This window comes from Ruminococcoides intestinale (genome assembly GCF_040095935.1).
GTDB lineage: Bacteria > Bacillota > Clostridia > Oscillospirales > Acutalibacteraceae > Ruminococcoides > Ruminococcoides intestinale.
On sequence record NZ_JBBMFQ010000004.1, the window covers coordinates 115,139 to 136,685 of the forward strand.

Here is a 21,547-nt window from a genome sequence, read left to right on the forward strand (position 1 = left end):
GACCCTCGGACTGGGGGTGTTTTGGCTTTAAAAGGGGATGAATTTGTGGAGATTTTTTCATCGGTGATTTTTCAGATTGCGGTTTTGTTTTCGTTTATATTTATCGGTTTTACAATCCGACAGGGCGGATTTTTGCCGGAAAATTCAGCCGAAATTTTTTCAAAGCTTGAGAACAGAATTCTTATGCCCGCCGTTGTAATTAACACATTCCGCACCAATTGTACAGTAAAAAACATAAGCGAAAAATGGGTGTTCATTGCCTACAGTACGGGGGTTCTGCTGTTTTGCACTGCAACGGGATTTGTTGCGTCAAGGTTTCTCGGAAAAACGGAATATCTGAAAAAGGTGTACCGCTATTCAATTTCCGTTTCAAATTTCGGATTTGTCGGAACTGCAATGGTGTCGGGAATATACGGCGCAGAAAGCATGGAGCTTTTCGACTATCTTATGTTCACTTTACCGCTTAATCTGTTTACTTATTCAATAGGAATTGCGTGGCTTGTGCCGAACGGACACGGCAAATTTTCAATGAAAAATTTTGTTAATCCGATTTTCGTTTCAATTTTTATCGGAGCAATTCTCGGTTTATTGCCGATTCCGAAATTCAGACTTGTCACAACAATAATCAATTCAACCGCTGCCTGTATGTCGCCCATTGCAATGATGCTGACAGGCTTTGTAATAGGCGGCTACAGCTTTGCAAATCTTTTCGGCAAATGGCAGACCTATGTTGTTGCAGGAATCCGCCTTGTGTTTCTGCCAACGGTTTCGGTGCTTGTGTTAAAGCTTTTTAACGCACCTCAGGAGGCAGTTGTTGCAACACTTTGCGCAAATGCAATGCCGCTTGGACTTAACACGGTAATCATTCCGTCAGCCTACGGAAAAAGTCCCGATGACGGTGCAAGCATGGCACTTGTGTCACAGCTTACGGCAGTTTTTACGATACCGATTTTGTTCTATATTCTGCTTTAACCCTTGATTAATTCCCACTCCATTGGTACAATATAGGTATAAAAATATTGGAGGTTTGATTATGGAATTATCTGAGGCTTTAAATAACAGAAAAAGCACAAGACATTATATAGATAAAAAAGTTGACAAAAGCCTGCTTGATGAAATGCTTTCGGCGGCAAATCTTGCTCCTTCGTGGAAGAACTCACAGACGCCACGCTTTTATGTTGCAACAGGCGAGAAAAGTAAGAATGCCGTAAGAGAGGCACTCCCCGAATTTAACAGAAAAAATTCAGAAAATGCGTCTGCATATATCGTGACAACAGTTGTTCTCAACCGTTCGGGTTTTGACAAAGACGGTACTGCCGTGACTGAAATCGGCAACGGCTGGGGATATTACGATCTCGGCCTTAACAATATGGCACTTTTGCTAAAGGCAACCGAACTCGGCATTTCAACCCTTGTTATGGGTATCCGTGACGGTGAAAAGCTCAGAAAAGAATTTGACATTCCCGAAACAGAGGCTGTTGTCAGCGTTATCGCAGTTGGTTACACTGATTCCGAAATCGTAAGACCGAAGAGAAAATCTGTTGAAGATTTTGCAAAATTTTATGAGGACTGAGAGGTTTACATAATGAGTGAATTTATCGAAAAATTGAAATCAAGAAGAAGCGTTCGCAGCTTTAAGTCTGAAATGCCGCCAAAGGAAGTTATTGACGAAATTATTTCCGCAGGTCTGTATGCGCCGTCAGGAATGAACAGACAGCCGGTTATTATCGTTGCCGTTACAAACAAAGAAATGCGTGACAGGCTTTCAAGAATGAATGCCGAAATTATGGGAAAAGATGTTGATCCGTTCTATAACGCTCCCGTTGTTCTGATTGTGCTTGCCGATAAAGCAGCTCCTACATATTTGTATGACGGTACTCTTGTAATGGAAAATCTTATGCTTGCCGCCCATGATGAGGGACTCGGAAGTTGTTGGATTCACCGTGCAAAGGAAGAATTTGAAAGCAAAGAGGGCAAAGAAATTCTCAAATCACTCGGTATTGAGGGTGACTATGAGGGTATCGGTCACTGCGTTATCGGTTATGTGAACGGTGAATATCCCAAAACTTCACCGAGAAGAGAAAACCGTGTTTTCTATGTTGAATGAGGGAATTTGTTTTTGAAAGGATTGAACAAGGTTGACTTTGCAACAGTTGAAATATGTTGTCACCGTTGCCCGCACAGGCTCAATGAGTGAAGCGTCAAAAGAACTTTTTATTTCCCAACCGGGACTTACAACATCAATCCGTGAGTTGGAAACGGAAATGGGCATAAAGATTTTTACACGCACAAACAAGGGCGTTGTAACTTCAAATGAGGGCGAAAGATTTCTCGGTTATGCACGACAGGTTCTTGAACAGGCAAGCTTGCTTGAGGGAGTGTATAAGTCGGGAACAAAGATAAAGCAGCAGTTCTGCGTTTCAACCCAGCACTACTCGTTTGCAGTCAATGCATTTGTTGATCTTATCCGACGGTTTGCAGGCGAGGAGTACGATTTTTCACTTCGTGAAACCGAAACCTACGAAATTATTGACGATGTTGCAAAGATGAAAAGCGAAATCGGAATTCTTTATCTCAACAGCTTTAACAAAGATGCGCTGATGAAAATTATAAAATCAAAGTCGCTGACATTCACCGAGCTTTTTACGGCAAAGCCTCATGTGTTTGTATCAACCGACCATCCGCTTGCAGACAAAAAATCCGTTACAATGGAGGAGCTTGCCGATTATCCGTATCTCTCGTTTGAACAGGGGGAGCATAATTCTTTCTATTATTCGGAAGAAATTTTCAGCACGGTCGGGCGTACAAAAAATATCAGAGTGACAGACAGAGCAACCCTGTTCAACCTTTTAATTGGACTCAACGGCTACACAGTTTGCAGCGGTGTAATCGACAATGAGCTTAACGGTGATAATATAACCGCAATCCCCCTTGATGAAGAGGGCAATATGAAAATCGGTTATATCGAAAATAAAAAGATTCTGCACAGTAACCTTGCCGAGGCATATATTGAGGCTTTAAAGAAACATATTTGATATAAGAAAAACTAATAGCAAACAGCTGATAACAAGTATTTTACAAGTCTGTGAATTCATAATATAATTAACTCATCAAATTTCCACGGAGGTATTTAAGATGAGTAAACAGCACACACCATTTAGATTTGAAACAGTAGGCAGCTTTTTAAGACCCGATTATCTAAAAAAAGCAAGACTTGATTTTGAAAACGGTAAAATCACAAAAGAAGAGCTTACCGCAGTTGAGGACAAGGCTATTCTTGACCTTGTTGCAAAACAGAAAAAAGCCGGTATAAAAGCGATTACCGACGGTGAATTCCGCAGAGCAACATGGCATCTTGACTTCATGTGGGGATTTAACGGAGTTGAACACAAAAAAACCGAAAACGGTGTTACATTCCACGGCGAACAGGCTTTGATTGACGATACATGGCTTTCCGGCGAAATCTCGGTTGACAGTCATCCGTTTGTTGAACATTACAAATTTGTAAAGGCTCTTGAGGATGAAAACACAGTAGCAAAGCAGACAATTCCTGCTCCCGCACAGTTTTTCCAGCAGTTCATCATTCCTGCAAATATTGAAACGACAAGGAAGTTCTATTCGACAGATGAAGAACTTATCAACGATATTGCAAACGGATACAAAAAGGTAATCAAAGACCTTTACGATGCAGGTTGCAGAAATATCCAGTTTGACGACTGCACATGGGGCGTTCTTGTTGCGGAGGGTAGCGTAATCCGCTATGGCGAGGATGCAGATTTAAAGAGTATCAGTGAGAAACTTCTCAAGGTAAACAACCTTGCAATTGAGGGTAAGCCCGATGACCTCGTAATCAATACTCATGTTTGCAGAGGTAACTATCATTCTGCATACTTCAGCAGCGGTGCATATGATCCTGTTGCAGAGAAACTTTTCGGTGAAGAAAATGTCAACGCTTATTATCTTGAGTTTGACGATGAGCGTTCAGGCGGTTTTGAACCGTTAAAATATGTGAGCGGTGACAAAAAGGTTGTTCTCGGTCTTATCACAACAAAGTCACCTGTTCTTGAGGATAAGCAGACTGTAATCAATCGTATTCATGAGGCGGCAAAGTATATTCCGCTTGACAGATTGTATCTCAGTCCGCAGTGCGGTTTTGCATCATGCGAAATCGGTAATAAGCTTACCGAGGAAGAGCAGTGGGCAAAGCTTGCTCTTGTAAAAGAAATTGCAGAAGAAGTTTGGAAGTAATTATATATAAAAAAGCCGACACTTTTCGGAGTGTCGGCTTTTTATCTGCCATAAATCAGTCCTTGCGTTTTGAACTGAATTTGTATGATATAAGGTTGAGGACAAGGAAAAGTAAGATTGCACCGATTGAGTACATCATCATAAATGTGAAATCCACTTCGTTTCCGAAAAGGTTGAGGTTGGTTGCAAACGCTTTTTCTGCCTCTGCGGCAAACATTCCGTGGTCTGCTCCTGCGAGTGAGGTCGAAATATCGTTAATGCACGGACTGACAAGCACATTTCTTATCATAGCCGCAATGTGTGAGCCGGGGATAAGATTTACAAATGTCTGAACTCCGTCCGAAAATTGGCTGACGGGAATGTATGCGCCGATTACAAAACCGATTGCAACCGAAATAAGTGTGTTGAATGCGGCATAGGTTGAATTCTTTTTGAAGAATGACGCAACAAACATAAGAATAAGTACAGCCGAAACAGAGCCTAAAATCACAAGTCCGTATAATTTTAAAAGCTCTGTAAATTCGGGAAAGCTTGAACCCGATATGCACGAAAATGCGATGCCTGCCGTCAGCAAAATTGCGCTGATTACAATTGTGTTTATAACCGCACCCGAAAAGTAGGAGAGAACAACCGTACTGCCCTTTACGGAAGAAGCGTTGTAGTCGTAGTCAATCTTGTTCTGCTTGTCGGAAATCATTACCGAAAGCGAGTTCATTGCAACCGTAACAACAGATGTTCCGATAACGCCGGATACAAGCCATGAATTTACAAGTGCGTTAATCAAATTGTCCTCTGTTTTGATGTTGAAGCCGTCAAGCATTGAAGTCATTGAATCTACATAATTCTGTTTGAGAAACAAAAGATATAATCCGAGTATGATAATCTGCGTCATCATTGAGAAGATAATTGCGGTTTTGTCCTTTAAATATACCTTTATATTTCGTTTTGTCATACCCTTGTATGAGCAAAGTGTTCTTTGAAATTTCATATCAGTCACCCAGCCTTTTACCCGTTACAGTCAGAAACACATCGTCCATATTGCCTTTGATAATCTCAAAATCGACAATTTCAGTATGTTTGTTTGTGATTTCAAGAGCCTGTCTGCTGTTTTTGATTTTGATTTTATACGCATCTCCGACTCTTTCAAATTCGAGATTATCGGCCTTGAGAAAATTATCGTTTTCAGAATTTTCTTCCGTGTACCAAACAAGGCTGTTTGACGAATAATCTTTTTTGAGATTATGCGGAGAATCGTTGGCAACAATTTTTCCCGAATCAATAATCACCACATTGTCGCAGTCAACAGTTTCTTCCATATAGTGGGTTGTGAGGAATACCGTAAGTCCTGTTTCTTTACGAAGATTGTGGATGATTCCCCACACCTGCAGCCTTGTTTTCGGGTCAAGTCCCGTTGTCGGTTCGTCAAGGAACAGGAGCTTCGGTCGGTTAATAAGCGCCCTTGCAATGTCAACCCGTCTGCGCTGACCGCCGCTCAATGTGCCGTATTTTCTTTTGAGAATTTCCGAAAGGTCAAAGGTTTGTGTAAGGCTTTCAATTCTTTTGGCGATTTCTTTTTTGTTGAGTCCGTAATATGACGCTCTCGATTCAAGATTTTCTTTAACGGTAAGCTGTTTGTCAAGTACAGAACCCTGAAAAACAATTCCGATAAGCTCCTTGATTTTGTTCTTTTCTTTGTCAAGGTCATATCCGCCGATTTTAACATTGCCCGATGTTTTTTCAAGCACCGTACAAAGAATGTTGATTGTGGTTGATTTACCTGCACCGTTAATTCCGAGAAATGCGAAAAACGAACCTTCTTCAACCGTGAATGATATATCATTTACTGCGTGAACATCTTTATAATTCTTTACAAGATTTTTAACTTCGATTATGTTACTCATTAAAAATCCCCTCCTTCTGTCAACATAGTAGCACCTTGCAATTCAAAAGAAAAGCAATTTTAGCTGTGTTGCAAAAAGAGGGGAGTAAGTTGCGATTTTGTATGTCAAAATGCAGTTATTCGTCCTGATAATCCTCGTCAGCGTTAAATTTTTTGAGCGATTCATTAATTGATTTTGCCGTGCTTGTCCGTGTAATGTAGCTGAAAAGAAATGTCAGCAGATATACGGCGGTAATCATTGCAAAAACCAAAAGCGCCATAGGAAAATTCTTGTACCAACCAAGCAAAAATCCCTCGGTCATAACAATTGCCTGAATAAGGCAGAAATGAATGACAATTCGTATGCGAGCCTGCAGTTTGGTGGGTTCTTCTTTAAAGTAAAAAAGCAGAGTCGGAATTGAAGTTACCGCACCTGTTCCCATTACAACCCACGGAAAATAGGGGGGATAGTATTCGATTAGCGCAATTGAATTTGCAAGGCTTACAACAAAAAGCATTGCAACCGTGATTATGAAAAAGTCCTTTATGACTTCCTTTATAATTTCTTTTAAAGAATCATTCATAACAATACCTCACATTCCAAGCTTTTTCTTCAAGGTCGGCACATACTGCCTTGAAATAATTGCCGTTTCACCGTTTACAAGCTTTGCCTCAAAACGGCTGTTGACAGACGGTGACACGGAACGGATTTTACCGATATTCAGTATCATCGACTTTGAACATCTGAAAAATTTTGTTCCTTTTAAAATTTCTTCAAGCTCATACAGCTTTTGTTTGGTTTCATAAACATTGTTTTTGCAGTATATAAAGGTTTTGTTGTCAACCGATTCTATGTAGAAAATTTCCTTTGTGTCAAGTTTGAACATCTCACCGTCTTTTGATGCAAGAAGAAAACTTTTCTGTCCCTTAATGCTGTTTGCAAGCGACATAACCTCGTCGCTGATTTCATGACAGCAAATTATAATTTCTTCCCGTTCCTCAATCCCAACCTGACGGATTGTAACATTAAACATCGCATTCCCTCCGTTCATCAACCATTTTACCATATTAAAAAGAAAATTAACAGTACCGAACCCTAACTTGCAAAATTATGTTGGTAAATTACAATTTTTTGTTGACAAAAAAATTTTTTTAAATATAATAGAAATTGAATAATACTATTATTGAAAACAAAATATATAAAGAGGTGTAGCAATGAATTTATACGAAAAAGAAATTATTGAAAGACTTTTACAGGTTGATAGAGATATGGCGTTGATTGATACCTCTGATGATGTCTACACCTGTGTTATTGCAGGCGGAAGTGCTCTTGTATTAATGAAGAAAATTTACAGATCAACACACGATATTGATTCAATTGATGCAAGTGATGAAATAAAACAGCTTTTAGAACTGTACAATATAAATATGAATGTAAATGCTTATAGGATAAATTTTCCTGAAAACTATCTTGAACGAATTGTAAAGGTTAATATACCAACAAAGAAAGTTAATTTTTACACTCTGTCACTTGAAGATTTGGTAGTGTCAAAATTGTGTGCAATGCGAGGAAAAGATATAGAGGATATCGAAAATGAGTTAGTTTACAATTCCTTAGATTGGGATTTGCTCGATAGACTTGTTGATGATGTTTGTTATGGAATGTTGACTGATTTTGATAAAAACATTCTTTTAGAGCATTATAAAGATTACAAGGAGAGGTTTAAATGAGAGCGTTGACATTTAAAGGATATCTTCTCTCACAACTACAGGAATTGTCGGGAGTGGGCGGAACATCGTTGTACTCGTTTTCAAAACTTGCCGAAAATAATTTTCGCCTTAAAGATGCTTTATGCCTTTATCTTATGATGTTTACCGATAAAAATTTAAAGAATAAACTTCTTAAAAAGTACGACTATCTTAATGACGGTTGCGAAAAACTTTCGGGAATTACAGACAATAATGTTGAAAAATATGTTTCCGAAAAAGAATTAAGCGAGTACAAAACAATCTATGATAACTACCTTTACAGATTAAACAAACACAATAATGAAACAAAAATCAAAAATTTGATGTATAAAAAAATCTGTGAAGTTAAACAGCAAAAGTGTATTACAAACTACCGCATTTATAAGGAATTGAACCTTAATGCAGGTAATGTCAATTCTTTTCTCAAATACGGCAACACTGATAAATTGAGTGTTGAAACAGTAAGAAAAGTTCTTACATTTATTAATGAATATTAATAAAAATATATTGACAATATAATGCTGCAATGATATAATCAGCTAAACAAAAATATTAACATTGTATTGCTTTTGAGAGGTGTTGTTTATGTTTTGGTTAGTTTTCTGGTTTTTGGTGTGTGTTGCAATTCTTGCTTACGGAATTCGCAGAATGGCAAATCACGATTATCGTTTTGGCTCGGGACTTTTCAAGAGCAGTGACAGCAATCTTGACGAAAAGGATGAGTTTGTCGATAAGGATTATTATGACAAAAAGAATCTTTTTAAATAGTATAAAGCAAAATCTAAGGCTCTTGAGTTGTTTTCAAGAGCCTTTTGTTGTGTAAAAACGCTCCCGCATTGTACGAGAGCATTTCTTATTTTATTGCCTTTATAAACTTGTAATACGGCTTTTTGATGCGAGGGAGATTATTGTAAATTTCTTCAACAGAATTATAGTAAGCGTTTTCAATAATCTTCAGTTCATCATCGCTTATCGTGTGATTGCTGAACCTCGCCTTTTCATACACGGATTTCACTTCATCTGTAATCAGAATATGTGAAATTTTCGTTAGATTTTTAAGTTCTTTATAAATGCAGATTGCTCTTTTATTGTTTCTTCCTGTTTCAAATCTTTGTTTTCTCTTTTTGATAATGATAATTCTTCTTGAGAAAATTGCGATTAAAGCAAGGGCAACAATTCCCAATGACATCATAGCGATTGTAAATCCGTTAAATTCAAATGAAGATTTAATGTCATTTTTCGGCTTTGTGCTGTGAGAAACCGTGCCGTTTATCGGAGCAGTCGGTGCTGTTGTCGGTTCAACGGTTGTTGGCTGATTTGTGTCCGTACTGCCGCCACTTGCTCTTTGAGAGCCGACATACCTTGCCGGCTGAAACGATGACGGTGTACATTCAAGCGGAATCCAACCCGCCGTATCGCTGTAATACTCAATCCATGCGTGAGCGTTGTCGGTTGTTACGGTCACGGTTTGATTTGCGTATGCGGTTGCATAGTAGCCTGTAACATATCGTGCCGGAATCCCGAGTGTCCTCAGCATAAGCGTGCCTGCCGTGGCAAAATGAACACAATATCCCGTGTCGCTCTCGTTGAGAAACCAAGTTGCAAAATCTTTGCCCGACGGCATTTTCGGAGTTTTTAACGAATAGGTTTTACTGCTTGAAATAAAGTTCTTTACCATTTCAATCTTTTCGGAAACGGTAAGCTCCGAGTCGAGAAAGCCCTCTTGGTCTGCAATTCTACGCAATTCAATTTGTGTTTTTCTCGGAATTTCAAGATAGGTGTCATACACAAATGCTTTGTAATCTTCCGCTTCGGCTGAATTATTGTATCTGAATGTGTTTTCGGCATAAAACGGATAGTGCGAATAATTAAATTCGTTTTTATCCGTATCGTTTTTTACGCACACATCGGCAACCGAATTGAGATTGTCGGGTAGACTTTCCAAGAAGTAGGGAACATAGGCAATCTTACTTTCATTCAGCATATGAACCCTTGTATCGGTTAAAGCATTGTTTCCGATTGTTGCCGTAAACGGTACGAAATCCTGCGGATATCTTGCGGCATCATTGTCGGAAATGATACTCCATATATTGTCCCTGTAGTCGGCATATGCTGTGCCTTTGAGATAAATATTACCGCCAACTGCCGAAGTGACCGTCATAACAGGTGTATGCGTCTGCGTCAGCGGAGAAATATCGTTGAGATTTTCTTTTTCTTCAAGTGAACCTTTGATTTCATTAAGGCTTTTTTCTGTGGAAGTTTTTCGTCCGTCATCAATATTAAAGCCGTTTTCAATGCTCTGCAAAAGGTTTTCCTGCCAGTCAAATCGCTCATATTTTTCAATCGGATTGAACGCAAGCAAAATTGCCATCACAACAAGCATTGTTCCGAATGAAATTGCCGCAATCACACCGCCCTGTGACGGTCTGAATTTGCGTGTGTTCTTTGAAATGTACAAGGCAATAAGACTTGCAATTGCAATAAAAAGACAAACGAGCGACGGAAGAGTGTTTACAAGAATGAAGCAGGGGACAAGCAGTACCATTGACAGCAACGACGGAATCAAAATACGCTTGTATCGTATCAGGCTGATTGTAAAAACTGCACTCAGTATTGCCGAAATAAACACAAAAAGTCCTGTTGCGCTTGTGCCGAGGGTATCTCCCAAAATAATTTTGTTCTGTACGGGAAGATATTGCGAAAGCAGTTTTAAAGCCTGAGTAATAACATAACTCAATTGCTCAAGTATGCTTTCAAGTGAAAACAGCAGAGTGAATACAAAAACAATCATAGTGATTGCCACGCTGATAAACAGTACACCCGACTTTTTGACAAGGGAGGCAAGCAATCCGTAAATTGTGCAGAAAATTGCCGTAGGAACTACTATGATGTACCATTCTGTTTTTATATCAAAAGAGGTGACAAGACAGTAAAACAGGTTTGAAATCAATGTTACGCAGAGAAGAATGTCAATCGTAAAGCTTGTTTTGTTTTTCACAACAAGTCAACCTCCTCACGATCGGCAAAAATATTGTAATGCTGAAAATCATTTGTGTCGGCAACAAAGCTGCTTTCCGTGTTTAGATAGAGTGCGGAAAAATAGTTTAATATATCGTTTTCGCATCTTATCTCAAAAGGATTGCCGTTCCTGTCGCAGGCAAAGCAAATGCCTATGCTTTTAATCATATATCGGCAGACATACATCAGCTTTGCAAAAACAACATCATTTTCGTCTGCATTATCTCCGAAAAAAGGCATTATAAGACAGTTCTTGATTATCGGAACATTCGGTTCTTTGACAATCAAATCATCACTTTTTGACGAAAGCTTCCAGTGAACATTGCGCAGACTGTCACCGTGACGGTATTCACGAAGCTCATAAATTTCGCTGTTGCCTACAGGCTTAGGCTTGTACCCCGTAACCGTGAAATTACTGCTGTCGGGGATAATTTTCGGTTTTTGTTGTTTTGGAAGAACACGAACAAAGCTGCGCTTTTTAATCCTGATCGGAAGAAAAAATATGCCGAGCATATCGTAAACTTTACCGTTTTTGCATACAATGTCAAGCTGTCCGCAATGCTGTGTAAGACTGTTGCATTGTCTGATTAACGGCTTTGTAAATGTACCCGAAAATCTGATTTTTATGTTTTCACAAAGATTTGCTGTAAGGTTGGTTGATTTTATATTCAGCGTGAGCATAGGGCAGAAGAGCGGTTTCTTCTTCTTGCCTGATATTGCAATGTAAAACTCATCCTTGACAAAAACATTTTCTTTTGCAAAAATTTCAATATTGGAGCGTACACTCCGTATCATAAAAGGCAGACTCAGCAAAAGCGAGATTATCGGAATTGAAACAACCGTCAGGAACAAAAACCATGAGAACCAGGCGTAATAAAAAATGCTGAACAAAAATGTTCCCGTCAGCAGACAAAGATAAATTATTATGTTCCTTATCATTTTCAAGTCCTCGGCTTTGGAGTTTTTCTGAGAATTTCGTGCAGAATTTCTTCGCTGTTCTTTTTTGATGCAGAGGCTTTTGCGTTGAGAATTACCCTGTGATTTACGGTGCAGATAAAAATATTCTGCACATCTCTCGGCACAATGTAATCTCTGCCCTCGGCAAATGCAACAGCCTTTGCCATATCGGTCAGTGAAAGCGTTGCTCTCGGGCTTGCACCTCTTGAAAGCAACGGATGCCTTCTTGTTGCCGAAATGAGTGACACAATATATCTTGCCATATCGTCGCTGACAAAAACATTCTGAACCTCCGACTGCATTTCAAGAAATTCAATCTTGGACACAATGCAGTTTACTGAGTTAAGGGGATTTTTGCCGCTTCTGTTAAGCAGCATTTTACATTCCGCATCGCTGTCGGGATATCCCATTGAAAGCCTTACCGTGAATCGGTCAATCTGTGAATCAGGCAAAAGCTGTGTTCCCGACGCTCCTGTCGGGTTTTGCGTTGCAATAACAGAAAAAGGCTTTTCAAGCTTGAAAGTGTTGCCTTCAACAGTAACCTGCCGTTCTTCCATTGCTTCAAGCAAAGCCGCCTGAGTTCTGCTTGAAGTTCTGTTTAACTCGTCTGCAAGAAAAAGATTACAGAATACAGCGCCCTTGTTGAAAGTGAATTTTTCTGTATCCTTGTTATAGACCGCAAAGCCCGTGATATCTGACGGCAAAGTGTCGGGAGTGAACTGTACTCTGCCGTATTCAAGACCGAGCGCCTTTGAAAACGCAACCGCCATTGTTGTTTTTCCCACACCCGGAATATCCTCAATAAGAATGTTTCCTCCTGTGAGCAACGCAAGCAGAGTGGTGACAACCGCCCTGTCTTTACCGTTTATTACCTTTTTTACCTCATTGGTTATAAGTTGAAATTTATTCATTATTTGTCCCTTTGTGTTAAAATTTGTTGCTATATTTTTTATACAATAATTGAGTCTGAGCAACGCTCTCTTTAAATTATATTTGATTCGCTTTTTTATTGCAAGTCTTTTTCGTAAAATACAGACCAACTACAGATGTGAAGATATGTTTTTAGGTTATGCAGAATATATGCAAAAAAACGGCAGTCCGTAAAGAACTGCCGTCTGAAAATTAATTTGACAAAAAAGAATTAAACTGTTAGAATAAAACCGTGATACCTGCATTAAACGGTAGGCGGTTTCTCCTCACAAGAGGAGGTGATAACCATGACAATTTCCGATGTATGTTTACTCGGCACTTTAATCGTCAGCGTTATCGCTCTTTGTTACCAAATTTTTGGCAACAAAAAGTAATTTTTTTATTTACATACATAAATAAAAAAGAAAATAACCGCCCGAATTTCGAAGCTCCGGCGGTTGTTTTCTGACCATAAAGAGTGAGAATCCGCTTATCGCAGGTATCTCCTTTTCTATAATTATATTAAACCAAACAAAGAAAAATGTCAAGCATCGTTTTGATACTTGACTTTTTTTATTCAACTTTTATTTAACCGAAATTATCTTCCGAGAATTTCTTTTTTCTGCTCATGGTTTTCATCGTACAAAAGACCGCAGACAGCCATTTTTCTGATGATATTTTTAACGGTGAGGTCAAGACCTGTGTTTTCCGAATAGTCAGCAGGATAGATAAAATCAACTCTGTCTTTCATCAGCAAGTCCTCAACCTTGCTGTCCTTTTTTCGGTAAACCGCAATTGAATATCCGCCGTAGGCTTTCATCATTTTCATACACGGAACATCTGAAAGACCGTCGCCTATGTAAATCATATTGCAGAACGGAACCCGTTTGCTGTCCTCCGGCATTGAACGGTTGAGGTCAACATCATTTGCAACATCAAGAACACCTTTGTTGATTCTGTAAACAAACTGCGTTTTGTTGGTGTAATTTACATCGGTTTTAGGCCATACGGCATTGCCGTTTTCATCGTAAAGAAATTCACATGCAAAAATGCTTTTAAAGTTTTTGCTGATTTCCGTACCTTCAATAATTTCTTTCATACCCGAAGAAATTACATAATGTTCAACCTGCATTCCAAGCTTTTCGCCAAAGTCGGAAATCCTTTTGAACCAATCCTTTACGCCGTCAAAAAACTCAACATTTTTTCCCATTTCAACAAGGTCATTTCGCAAAAGAGGCATGTTCCTTTCACGGGACATTTTTACCATTGCGTACATATACGCAAGAATTGAGTCCATATGTTCGCTTTGACCGAGTTCGTTTGAAAATTTCCAGAACTCGTCTTCAGTCATATTAAGACGGGGGATAAAGCTGTAATCCTGCATATCCTTCGTGCATAGGGTACGGTCAAAGTCATACATAATCGCTGCAACGGGCATTCTGTTCATAACCGCTCCTTATCCGACTGTGGTCGGCTGTGTGACGCTTTTGGCAGATGTCGAATCTGCCTGAGTTGTTGATTCCTCTTTATATTGTGTAATCTTAATGCTTTTGATAACAATGTTCTTAACGGGAATGTCGTCCTTGTCAACCTTAGCCGAGGCGATTTTATCAACAACATCCATTCCGTCAATTACCTGTGCAAATACCGTGTAGCCTCTGTCAACCGCATTGTATGCACCATCAAGATAGGCGTTTCCGCCGTTTTCCTCATACAGCTTTTTAACGCTGTCGGGAACGCTGTCGGTATCGTAACAGTTTGTGCCGTTTTTCTCAATGAATGCAGTCAGAAGGTTTGAATCCTTGTAGTTTGCAAGCTGAGTTTTGATAGAATCCCATTGACTTGCAAGATGTTCCCAGCCGCCTTCATTCTTATATGTTTCGGCAGTTTTCTGATTGATGAAGAATGCACTTTCGTTTGTGTCCGCACCTGTGTTTGACATTGCAACAGCGCCTCTGATATTGAAAAGCCTGTCGCAAAATTCATCTTCAAATGCCTCGCCGTACGAGCTTGTACCGCAGTAACCGCCGTTAATCATAAAGTCTTTTGTTACTTTGCTGAAAAGTGAATTGTTATACTTTCCTGCTTTTGCAAGGTTTACAAAGTTTGTAACGGTCTTTGGTGCCTGTTCGGGGAAAAGTCGCATTGTTATGTCACCGTATGAGGTGTGAACAACTGCGATTGTATCACCGTTCTTCGGCATATCAAGCTGAAAACCGACAGGATTTGAATCGTGAATAATGTTCGGATTGATTCCGAGAGTAGCGGTATCAATGCCGATGCTTTCAAGATAGTTCTGTGCGGTAGGTTCATCAGCCGTGCTTACGGCAGTAGTTGCAGGAGTTGTTTCGTCGGGAGTCTGCGAGACTTCAGCTTTTTTGTCACCGCAACCCGAAAATGCCAATGCAGAAACACACATAATTGATGCAACCGATACGGCACACATTTTTTTAAGATTGTAAGTATTCATAGATTTGTTTCCTTCCTGTCAAGCCTCATTGTTATGTAATGTTTCCAAAGTTTCCAAAAAACAACCTCGGCTCTTCTAATCTGGATTTTATTCTAAAACACACACATTTGTGTACCATAATCACAAAGTGCATTATGGTACAATCACCCATCGAAAATTTTGCGTGGCAAAATTTGAGGGGGATATAAATTCGTATAATAAGCACTCAACAAAAGCTCAGATTTCATCGTACTTTTCTTGTTTATTATATCATAAATGAAATAAAAATGCAAGTTTGCCGCTTTTTATGAAGGAAAGCGTAGCAAATGCAATAAAATTTTTCTGCAAAAAATTGTGTCCGTGTAATAAGACAGAAAACTTTTTCATATGATTTTCTGTAAACCTAAATATGACGGAGGCTTTAAAATGTCAGAATATTTACCCGAAGGAAAACTTATATCCGAACAGGAAAACATAAATATACTTCACTCATTAAAGATGCTTGAGGATGCAAAAAACAGCGAAAAGATCCTTGAGGCAAAGGCTTGTGTATGCGACAGCAGTCACAACCTTATTGTTGACCTTGCAGGCATAAAAGGCATAATTCCGAGGGAGGAGGGTGCAATCGGAATTAAGGACGGCTCTGTTCGTGACATAGCCGTGATTTCAAGGGTGAACCGTCCTGTCTGTTTTGTTGTCACCGACATAACCGAGGACGAAAACGGCAAACCGATTGTAATGCTTTCCCGTGAAAAAGCACAACGCAAATGCCTTGACGCATACATTTCAAGGTTGCGATGCGGAGATATTGTGCCTGCCCGCATAACTCATCTTGAAAACTTCGGTGCATTCGCAGACATAGGCTGCGGAATTGTTGCACTTATGCCCATTGACACAATTTCGGTTTCAAGGATTGAACACCCTGCCGAGAGATTTACTGTAGGAATGGATATCAAAGCCGTTATCAAATCTGTTGAAAACGGTCGTATAAGCCTCAGTCACAAGGAGCTTCTCGGCACATGGGAAGAAAATGCCGAAAGGTTTTGTGCCGGTGAAACCGTGTCGGGAATTATCCGAAGCGTGGAAAACTACGGTGCTTTTGTGGAGCTTACACCAAATCTTGCAGGACTTGCAGAAACAAAAGAGGGAGTCCGTGCAGGTCAGCAGGCAAGCGTTTACATAAAAAGTATCATTCCCGAAAAAATGAAAATCAAACTGATAATTATTGACACCTTTGATTACAAATATAATCCGAAATGCCCCGAATACTATTGCGACAGCAACCGTATCGACCGTTTTGTATATTCACCTGAAAATTGTCGGAAACGGGTTGAAACAATATTCGATACCTGAGTTGACAGAAAAACTCCCGAATGATATTATTTAATTGTGAAATCGAATTATTGTTCGGGAGGTTTAATATGCAGTTTACGACATCCGAGATTATTGTGCTTTTATTTTGTGCAATAACGCTCATTGTCAGCGTTGTCACATTAATAACAGTTCTCAAAAAGAATAATAACAACAGAACGGAGGACGAACTTCAAAGGATATTGCTCAATCAGCAAAGCTTTGCACAGTCGCAAAATGACAGGGCGATTCAGCTTGAACAAAGACTTCACAGCTTTTCAGCCGACAATGTTCAGAGCCTTGAAAATATCAGACGCTCGGTTGATGAAAAGCTTGAAAGTATAAGGCGGGAAAATCTCCGTCAGCTTGATGAAATGCGACAGACAGTTGATGAAAAGCTTCAAAAAACACTTGAAGAAAAAATGAATAAGTCTTTTTCGCTTGTCAACGAAAGACTTGAACAGGTTTATAAGGGGCTCGGCGAAATGCAAACGCTTGCGGTAGGCGTGGGCGATTTGAAAAAGGTTCTTTCAAATGTCAAAACAAGGGGCATACTCGGCGAAATTCAGCTTGGTGCAATTCTCTCCGAAATCCTTTCAAAGGAACAGTATGAGGAAAACATTGCCACCAAAAAGGGCTCAAAAAATGTTGTTGAGTTTGCAATCAAGCTGCCCTCTGACGGTGCCGGTACAGTATATCTGCCTGTTGATTCCAAATTCCCGGGCGATACATATTCTGCTCTCCGTGATGCGGTTGAAAGCTGTGACAAGCAACGCATTGAATCGGCACAAAAAGCACTTGTTCAGCGTATAAAGGGCGAGGCAAAGGATATTCACGATAAGTACATTGATCCGCCGAACACAACGGAATTTGCAATTATGTTTCTTCCGTTTGAGGGGCTTTACAGCGAGGTTGTCAATATGGGACTTGTTGAAGTCCTTCAGCGTGAGTATAAGGTGAATATTGCAGGTCCGAGTACAATGGCGGCTCTGCTCAATTCGTTGCAAATGGGATTCAAAACCCTTGCCGTTCAGAAGAGAAGTGCAGAGGTTTGGAAAATACTCGGCGGTGTAAAGACCGAGTTCGACAAGTTCAATGATGTGCTTGTAATGACACAGCAAAGACTGGATCAGGCAAACAAGGAACTTGACAAGCTTGTCGGAGTTCGTACCCGTCAAATTCAGCGTCAGCTTAAGGATGTTGAATCGGTTCCCCTGTCAGAACAGAATCTTTTTGAATAAACAAAAAAATTAAGGCGAAACAGATTTGTGTCTGTTTCGCCTTTGTTGTTATTGCAGATTAACCTTTGTAATCAATCCATTCGTCGTCAACCCATTCTTGCTTTGTTTCGTTCCATCTTCTGTACTGGAGTTGTCCGTGACTTCCACGACGCCATTTCTTGTAAATTACATCAGCTATCGGCTGAACAGAAGTTGAATCGGCACCGCTCTCCAAAGCTGAACTGTCAGGAGTTGCAACTTCAACAACTGCAACGCTGTCGGGGGTTGAATCTGTTTCTGCTGCACCTGCAACCATAACGGTTCCCTGTGCGATAATTGCTGTCATAATAAATGCTGTAAAAATTTTTGCGGCTTTCTTTTTCATCTGTTATTTCTCCCTTAATATAAGACAATAATTATAGTAGCCGTTTTCTATATCGGAGTATGGGATAATAATAGAATCATCTTTTGTATAGACTACGCCTTTCTTTTTATCGTAAGGCTCAAAAATAAGGTGAGTGGTTTTGTCTTTTTCAACATAAACATACATATTTGTTTCCTCATATACTTCGACATTATCGTTGTATTCGCCCGATTCAATGAGATCGGCTACACAATCCTCGTATGTGGCGTCCCAACCGGGGACAATCAAAAAGCAGTATGAAGCAAAGAATATAGCGACAACAAGCAATGCCATTAAAGCTGTAACAACATTGTTTATAATTGTCTGTTTTTTCTTCGGGTACAGAATCATTTCCATTCTGCTTATAATTTTTTCGCCCTTATCGTTGGTTACAAAACTCATTCCGACAAGCGCACTTTTCAGTGCAGTTTCCCTGTCGCTCTTTTCACTTTCTTTTTGTTCTTTATAGGCTTTCATTTGCGTTACAAGTACTTCGTAATACACAGTACATCTGTTCTCGCTAAGCTTGCTTGTAACACGCTTGTCACACCTGAGTTCAAGACAGTAGGTTAAATCTTTTTTCAAAAGGTGGGCAAACGGATTCCACCAAAAGATTCCGCAATAAATTTCCGTCAGCAATTTAATCCAAATATCCTTGTTTTTTATATGACAGCATTCGTGCGTTGCGATATATCCAAAATCCCTGTCGTCAAATTCACGATTCGGAATAAGAATAACAAGATTGAAAAATCCGTATGTAACAGGGGAGATAACGCAATCGGTAATTTTTAGCTTAACTTTTCTTCTGATTCCGCACTTTTGCGAAATGAGGTCAAGCTTTGCCTGCATTTCGGGTGTTCCGTCAATAACATTTGCTTTCAGAGCTTTGACTGCTTTGTAATACTTAATCATCACCCGTGAAATGTATATCACACTTCCGGCAATCCATACTGCTACAAGCAGGTTGAGCCATGTGAATTCCGGAACAAACAGCACATCTTTGTTGGGAGTCAGAACATCCATTATTGCGGCATACACATTTTTATCGGAAACTGTATATGTAAATTTGAATTCAAACGGAAATACCATTCTTACAAATGTTACAACATACAATCCCAAAATCGTATAAAGACCGCAGTAATTACAAAAAGCAACCTTTTTTCTGAAAAAGTAAAGCAGCACTATAAAAATGCTGCTTATTGCAATAGAAAACAAGAATGAATAAAAACTTATTTGCATAAATTATTTGCCGAGTTCTTCACGGCGCTTTTTAAGGAGAGCCTCAAGCTTATCGAAAACATCTGAGCTTTCGGTTCTCTCAATAAGCTCTGAGAAGAGAGTCGGAATATCGCTGTCGGCAAAATTCGGTCTGTCCGAAATCTGTTTGATTGCATAAGCGTCCTTTGTCATTGTAGGAACAAAAGTACGGGCATAGTTCTTAGTCATCTGCTTAACGCCAACAACTTTAATCATGTCCTTCTTGAGAAGAGAATTGATAAGAAGGTTAATGTAACTCTTTTTCCATGTTTTGTTTACAGCCTTCTTAACAATTTCTGAGCTTGTGAGTGGTTCATCGAGGTCCCACAATAAGTACATAATTTCTTCTTCGCTTTTAGTAAGCATGATATTTACCTCCAAAATTAAGTTTATAAATAATATTAAGCATTTAACTTGTCCTCATTATACTATTTGGTACAGAAAAAGTCAATAAAAATCTTAAAAAATTATGTGATTCAGGATAAAATCAGCCATTTTCGCACATATTGTTAAAAAATGACTATAAAAATGCGGAATGTTGTATATTATAAAAAGCATAATATTATGGTTTATTCACAAAATCCTGAAAACGCACAACAAGTCACCGCAAAAAATATTGCGACGACTTGTCTTTTTATTGAAAATATTCAATTAAGCTGTTTTTATTCCGAAATTTTTTTCTGTTCCTTTTTATCGTGGATAAGTCTTGCAAGATACACCGCAGGGGTGTCGAGCAGACTTGTGAAAATGTAGATTACATAGCTTGAAAGGAAGATTGAAACGAGTGTTCCGAAATCATAAGTTCCCCAAAACGCAAAAGCGGTGAAAAGGGCTGTGTTAAGAATTTGACTGATAAGCGTTGAACCGTTGTTTCTCAGCCATAAAAACCTTCTCTTGTCACCGAATTTCTTTTCCGTGAACTTCCACCACTTGTGATAGAGCCACACATCAAACAGCTGACTTATCGCATATACAATAAGTGATGCAAAAATCATTCGGGGAGTGTTTGAGAAAACTGCCTTGATTGACGGCATAATCGTGTCATTCGGACTCGGATTGTAAAGCATCCAGCTTTGTGAAAGCACAAGAAAAAATACCGATGAGAGTATTCCCGTAAGAACCGCCTTGTTGGCGGCTTTTTTGCCCTCACATTCCGAGAGAATGTCCGTAATCAAAAATGTTACCGCAAAAAGCACATTACCGAGAGTTTGTTCCATTGAAAAAGCGTTTACAAGGATTAAAGCCTCAATGTTCGCAAGAATTGTTGCTACGGCTGAAACGCAGTAAAGCCCGGCTTTGCCGAAAAGAGCATAGCCTAAAACTGCCATACCGTATATGAATACCACCGAGAATATAAGCAAAAGTTCATTTATCATATCAGTCACCTACTCCGAAATCCGTGTTGTTAATTAAAATATCCGTTCTTGGGTTATCCTTATATACAGGATAGATCTTCTGCATAAACTCTTTTATGACAGCTTTGTCGGGTTCAACTTCCGTTGTGTTGTCACACATAATGTTAACGCAAATTCGTTCAAAATATTTTAATCCCAACTCAATATCCTTTTGCATGGTTTCGGCTGTCTGACCTTTAATTCCGAAAAGAAAATTAGCTTCGTCGAAATTCTCAGCAATAACAGCGGGATTGCTCTCTTTGATTCCTTTTTTCAGAACATTTTCTCTGAAATCGCAGTCAAAGGTTTCAAGACCGAGCTTCATTTTCAAATCAAAATCCGCAAAATCTTTTCTGAGCTGACTGATTTTGTTCCGATAAAGATAATGTGCCTCAAAATGAATGGTATTTATCTTTTTTTCTTTGCACACCTGTTTGATAAAATCAAGTGTTTTTTTGTCAAGCTCAAAAACCGAGCCTGAGTTAATGACCTCAAGGTCACCGAAAATTCCCGTAACTTTTTCAAGCACGGCTTTGTTAAGACGAAAGTTTTCGTCCTCGTCACTGCACCTGTCGGTGTAGTAGTCGCAGAAGATGCATTTTCTGTAAACGCAACCGCTTCCACGCAGAAGAACAATCTCCCGACTGTTCTTTTCATTAATAATACTGTATCTCTCCATACTCTCTTTCCGGCACAAAAAAAGCACCCACACAA

24 protein-coding genes are annotated in these 21,547 nt (G+C 39.4%); 10 read left to right on the forward strand and 14 right to left on the reverse strand.

The features are described from left to right. The first annotated feature begins 45 nt into the window (after positions 1-45). From WMO31_RS08205 to WMO31_RS08225, 5 genes are all read left to right on the forward strand, one after another. Positions 46-972 (forward strand): AEC family transporter, encoded by a 927-nt coding sequence (locus tag WMO31_RS08205; protein ID WP_367999501.1) that lies wholly within the window; start codon positions 46-48, stop codon positions 970-972. A 61-nt stretch (positions 973-1,033) separates the two neighbouring features. After that, positions 1,034-1,573 carry a nitroreductase family protein gene (locus WMO31_RS08210; RefSeq protein WP_118102074.1) on the forward strand — a complete coding sequence of 180 codons (540 nt, stop codon included), beginning with the start codon at positions 1,034-1,036 and terminating at the stop codon, positions 1,571-1,573. A gap of 12 nt (positions 1,574-1,585) precedes the next feature. Beyond that, positions 1,586-2,107 carry a nitroreductase gene (locus WMO31_RS08215; RefSeq protein ID WP_117519687.1) on the forward strand — a complete coding sequence of 174 codons (522 nt, stop codon included), beginning with the start codon at positions 1,586-1,588 and terminating at the stop codon, positions 2,105-2,107. Positions 2,108-2,138: 31 nt separating this feature from the next. Continuing rightward, on the forward strand, positions 2,139-3,035 hold the full coding sequence (locus tag WMO31_RS08220) for a LysR family transcriptional regulator (protein ID WP_021884069.1): 897 nt from the start codon (positions 2,139-2,141) through the stop codon (positions 3,033-3,035). A 100-nt stretch (positions 3,036-3,135) separates the two neighbouring features. Further along, entirely contained in the window at positions 3,136-4,248 is a 1,113-nt protein-coding gene (locus WMO31_RS08225) for a 5-methyltetrahydropteroyltriglutamate--homocysteine S-methyltransferase (protein WP_367999502.1), read from the forward strand. A gap of 55 nt (positions 4,249-4,303) precedes the next feature. Here WMO31_RS08225 and WMO31_RS08230 read toward each other — a convergent pair whose 3' ends face one another. The 4 genes from WMO31_RS08230 to WMO31_RS08245 all read right to left on the reverse strand — a co-directional run bounded on the left by WMO31_RS08230 (position 4,304) and on the right by WMO31_RS08245 (position 7,161). Beyond that, a complete protein-coding gene (locus WMO31_RS08230) occupies positions 4,304-5,236 on the reverse strand; it encodes an ABC transporter permease (RefSeq protein ID WP_117524442.1) in 933 nt (310 codons plus the stop codon). Position 5,237: 1 nt separating this feature from the next. After that, entirely contained in the window at positions 5,238-6,149 is a 912-nt protein-coding gene (locus WMO31_RS08235) for an ABC transporter ATP-binding protein (protein WP_367999503.1), read from the reverse strand. A 115-nt stretch (positions 6,150-6,264) separates the two neighbouring features. After that, positions 6,265-6,711 carry a DUF3021 family protein gene (locus WMO31_RS08240; RefSeq protein WP_117971158.1) on the reverse strand — a complete coding sequence of 149 codons (447 nt, stop codon included), beginning with the start codon at positions 6,709-6,711 and terminating at the stop codon, positions 6,265-6,267. Between the two features lie 9 nt (positions 6,712-6,720). After that, a complete protein-coding gene (locus WMO31_RS08245; RefSeq protein ID WP_015524175.1) occupies positions 6,721-7,161 on the reverse strand; it encodes a LytTR family DNA-binding domain-containing protein in 441 nt (146 codons plus the stop codon). A gap of 181 nt (positions 7,162-7,342) precedes the next feature. On the opposite strand from WMO31_RS08245, the gene WMO31_RS08250 reads away from it, so the two are divergent. The 3 genes from WMO31_RS08250 (at position 7,343) to WMO31_RS08260 (ending at position 8,644) form a co-directional block, all read left to right on the forward strand. Further along, positions 7,343-7,858 carry a nucleotidyltransferase gene (locus tag WMO31_RS08250; protein WP_101029180.1) on the forward strand — a complete coding sequence of 172 codons (516 nt, stop codon included), beginning with the start codon at positions 7,343-7,345 and terminating at the stop codon, positions 7,856-7,858. After that, positions 7,855-8,373: a hypothetical protein gene (locus WMO31_RS08255; protein WP_021884075.1), complete on the forward strand. Its 519-nt coding sequence runs from the start codon at positions 7,855-7,857 to the stop codon at positions 8,371-8,373. Before WMO31_RS08250 ends, WMO31_RS08255 begins: the two co-directional genes overlap by 4 nt. Positions 8,374-8,461: 88 nt before the next feature. After that, complete coding sequence (locus WMO31_RS08260; RefSeq protein ID WP_015524174.1) at positions 8,462-8,644, forward strand: hypothetical protein; 183 nt, start codon at positions 8,462-8,464, stop codon at positions 8,642-8,644. Between the two features lie 85 nt (positions 8,645-8,729). On the opposite strand, the gene WMO31_RS08265 is transcribed toward WMO31_RS08260, so the two are convergent. The 5 genes from WMO31_RS08265 to WMO31_RS08285 form a co-directional block, all read right to left on the reverse strand. Then, the gene (locus tag WMO31_RS08265; protein ID WP_367999504.1) at positions 8,730-10,874 is read right to left on the reverse strand and encodes a transglutaminase-like domain-containing protein; all 2,145 of its coding nucleotides are present in this window, start codon (positions 10,872-10,874) and stop codon (positions 8,730-8,732) included. Beyond that, positions 10,871-11,833 (reverse strand): DUF58 domain-containing protein, encoded by a 963-nt coding sequence (locus tag WMO31_RS08270; protein WP_367999505.1) that lies wholly within the window; start codon positions 11,831-11,833, stop codon positions 10,871-10,873. The genes WMO31_RS08265 and WMO31_RS08270 overlap by 4 nt, the downstream gene beginning before the upstream one ends. A gap of 2 nt (positions 11,834-11,835) precedes the next feature. Next, a complete protein-coding gene (locus tag WMO31_RS08275; protein WP_367999506.1) occupies positions 11,836-12,762 on the reverse strand; it encodes an AAA family ATPase in 927 nt (308 codons plus the stop codon). Positions 12,763-13,358: 596 nt separating this feature from the next. Beyond that, positions 13,359-14,207: an HAD family hydrolase gene (locus tag WMO31_RS08280; protein WP_046433624.1), complete on the reverse strand. Its 849-nt coding sequence runs from the start codon at positions 14,205-14,207 to the stop codon at positions 13,359-13,361. A gap of 9 nt (positions 14,208-14,216) precedes the next feature. Further along, on the reverse strand, positions 14,217-15,230 hold the full coding sequence (locus WMO31_RS08285) for a peptidylprolyl isomerase (RefSeq protein WP_117524460.1): 1,014 nt from the start codon (positions 15,228-15,230) through the stop codon (positions 14,217-14,219). A gap of 405 nt (positions 15,231-15,635) precedes the next feature. Here WMO31_RS08285 and WMO31_RS08290 point away from each other — a divergent pair, with 405 nt between their 5' ends. Continuing rightward, the gene (locus WMO31_RS08290; protein WP_117886463.1) at positions 15,636-16,562 is read left to right on the forward strand and encodes a S1 RNA-binding domain-containing protein; all 927 of its coding nucleotides are present in this window, start codon (positions 15,636-15,638) and stop codon (positions 16,560-16,562) included. 68 nt (positions 16,563-16,630) lie between these two features. After that, complete coding sequence (locus tag WMO31_RS08295; RefSeq protein ID WP_303807215.1) at positions 16,631-17,800, forward strand: DNA recombination protein RmuC; 1,170 nt, start codon at positions 16,631-16,633, stop codon at positions 17,798-17,800. Positions 17,801-17,858: 58 nt separating this feature from the next. Here WMO31_RS08295 and WMO31_RS08300 read toward each other — a convergent pair whose 3' ends face one another. The 5 genes from WMO31_RS08300 to WMO31_RS08320 all read right to left on the reverse strand — a co-directional run bounded on the left by WMO31_RS08300 (position 17,859) and on the right by WMO31_RS08320 (position 21,512). Next, entirely contained in the window at positions 17,859-18,164 is a 306-nt protein-coding gene (locus tag WMO31_RS08300; protein ID WP_155130809.1) for a hypothetical protein, read from the reverse strand. A 3-nt stretch (positions 18,165-18,167) separates the two neighbouring features. Then, positions 18,168-19,421 carry a M56 family metallopeptidase gene (locus WMO31_RS08305; protein ID WP_367999507.1) on the reverse strand — a complete coding sequence of 418 codons (1,254 nt, stop codon included), beginning with the start codon at positions 19,419-19,421 and terminating at the stop codon, positions 18,168-18,170. A gap of 3 nt (positions 19,422-19,424) precedes the next feature. Next, a complete protein-coding gene (locus WMO31_RS08310; protein ID WP_337612259.1) occupies positions 19,425-19,805 on the reverse strand; it encodes a BlaI/MecI/CopY family transcriptional regulator in 381 nt (126 codons plus the stop codon). A gap of 296 nt (positions 19,806-20,101) precedes the next feature. Continuing rightward, a complete protein-coding gene (locus WMO31_RS08315; RefSeq protein WP_367999508.1) occupies positions 20,102-20,815 on the reverse strand; it encodes a queuosine precursor transporter in 714 nt (237 codons plus the stop codon). 1 nt (position 20,816) lies between these two features. Beyond that, entirely contained in the window at positions 20,817-21,512 is a 696-nt protein-coding gene (locus tag WMO31_RS08320) for a radical SAM protein (protein WP_155130817.1), read from the reverse strand. Positions 21,513-21,547: the final 35 nt, after the last annotated feature.

Bases quoted from the DNA above. Each gene is read 5' to 3' on its own strand.
- WMO31_RS08210 (WP_118102074.1), top strand. From the start codon at position 1,034: ATGGAATTATCTGAGGCTTTAAATAACAGAAAAAGCACAAGACATTAT.
- WMO31_RS08215 (WP_117519687.1), top strand. From the start codon at position 1,586: ATGAGTGAATTTATCGAAAAATTGAAATCAAGAAGAAGCGTTCGCAGC.
- WMO31_RS08225 (WP_367999502.1), top strand. From the start codon at position 3,136: ATGAGTAAACAGCACACACCATTTAGATTTGAAACAGTAGGCAGCTTT.
- WMO31_RS08230 (WP_117524442.1), bottom strand. From the start codon at position 5,236: ATGAAATTTCAAAGAACACTTTGCTCATACAAGGGTATGACAAAACGA.
- WMO31_RS08235 (WP_367999503.1), bottom strand. From the start codon at position 6,149: ATGAGTAACATAATCGAAGTTAAAAATCTTGTAAAGAATTATAAAGAT.
- WMO31_RS08240 (WP_117971158.1), bottom strand. From the start codon at position 6,711: ATGAATGATTCTTTAAAAGAAATTATAAAGGAAGTCATAAAGGACTTT.
- WMO31_RS08245 (WP_015524175.1), bottom strand. From the start codon at position 7,161: ATGTTTAATGTTACAATCCGTCAGGTTGGGATTGAGGAACGGGAAGAA.
- WMO31_RS08250 (WP_101029180.1), top strand. From the start codon at position 7,343: ATGAATTTATACGAAAAAGAAATTATTGAAAGACTTTTACAGGTTGAT.
- WMO31_RS08255 (WP_021884075.1), top strand. From the start codon at position 7,855: ATGAGAGCGTTGACATTTAAAGGATATCTTCTCTCACAACTACAGGAA.
- WMO31_RS08260 (WP_015524174.1), top strand. From the start codon at position 8,462: ATGTTTTGGTTAGTTTTCTGGTTTTTGGTGTGTGTTGCAATTCTTGCT.
- WMO31_RS08270 (WP_367999505.1), bottom strand. From the start codon at position 11,833: ATGATAAGGAACATAATAATTTATCTTTGTCTGCTGACGGGAACATTT.
- WMO31_RS08275 (WP_367999506.1), bottom strand. From the start codon at position 12,762: ATGAATAAATTTCAACTTATAACCAATGAGGTAAAAAAGGTAATAAAC.
- WMO31_RS08280 (WP_046433624.1), bottom strand. From the start codon at position 14,207: ATGAACAGAATGCCCGTTGCAGCGATTATGTATGACTTTGACCGTACC.
- WMO31_RS08285 (WP_117524460.1), bottom strand. From the start codon at position 15,230: ATGAATACTTACAATCTTAAAAAAATGTGTGCCGTATCGGTTGCATCA.
- WMO31_RS08290 (WP_117886463.1), top strand. From the start codon at position 15,636: ATGTCAGAATATTTACCCGAAGGAAAACTTATATCCGAACAGGAAAAC.
- WMO31_RS08295 (WP_303807215.1), top strand. From the start codon at position 16,631: ATGCAGTTTACGACATCCGAGATTATTGTGCTTTTATTTTGTGCAATA.
- WMO31_RS08300 (WP_155130809.1), bottom strand. From the start codon at position 18,164: ATGAAAAAGAAAGCCGCAAAAATTTTTACAGCATTTATTATGACAGCA.
- WMO31_RS08305 (WP_367999507.1), bottom strand. From the start codon at position 19,421: ATGCAAATAAGTTTTTATTCATTCTTGTTTTCTATTGCAATAAGCAGC.
- WMO31_RS08310 (WP_337612259.1), bottom strand. From the start codon at position 19,805: ATGCTTACTAAAAGCGAAGAAGAAATTATGTACTTATTGTGGGACCTC.
- WMO31_RS08315 (WP_367999508.1), bottom strand. From the start codon at position 20,815: ATGATAAATGAACTTTTGCTTATATTCTCGGTGGTATTCATATACGGT.
- WMO31_RS08320 (WP_155130817.1), bottom strand. From the start codon at position 21,512: ATGGAGAGATACAGTATTATTAATGAAAAGAACAGTCGGGAGATTGTT.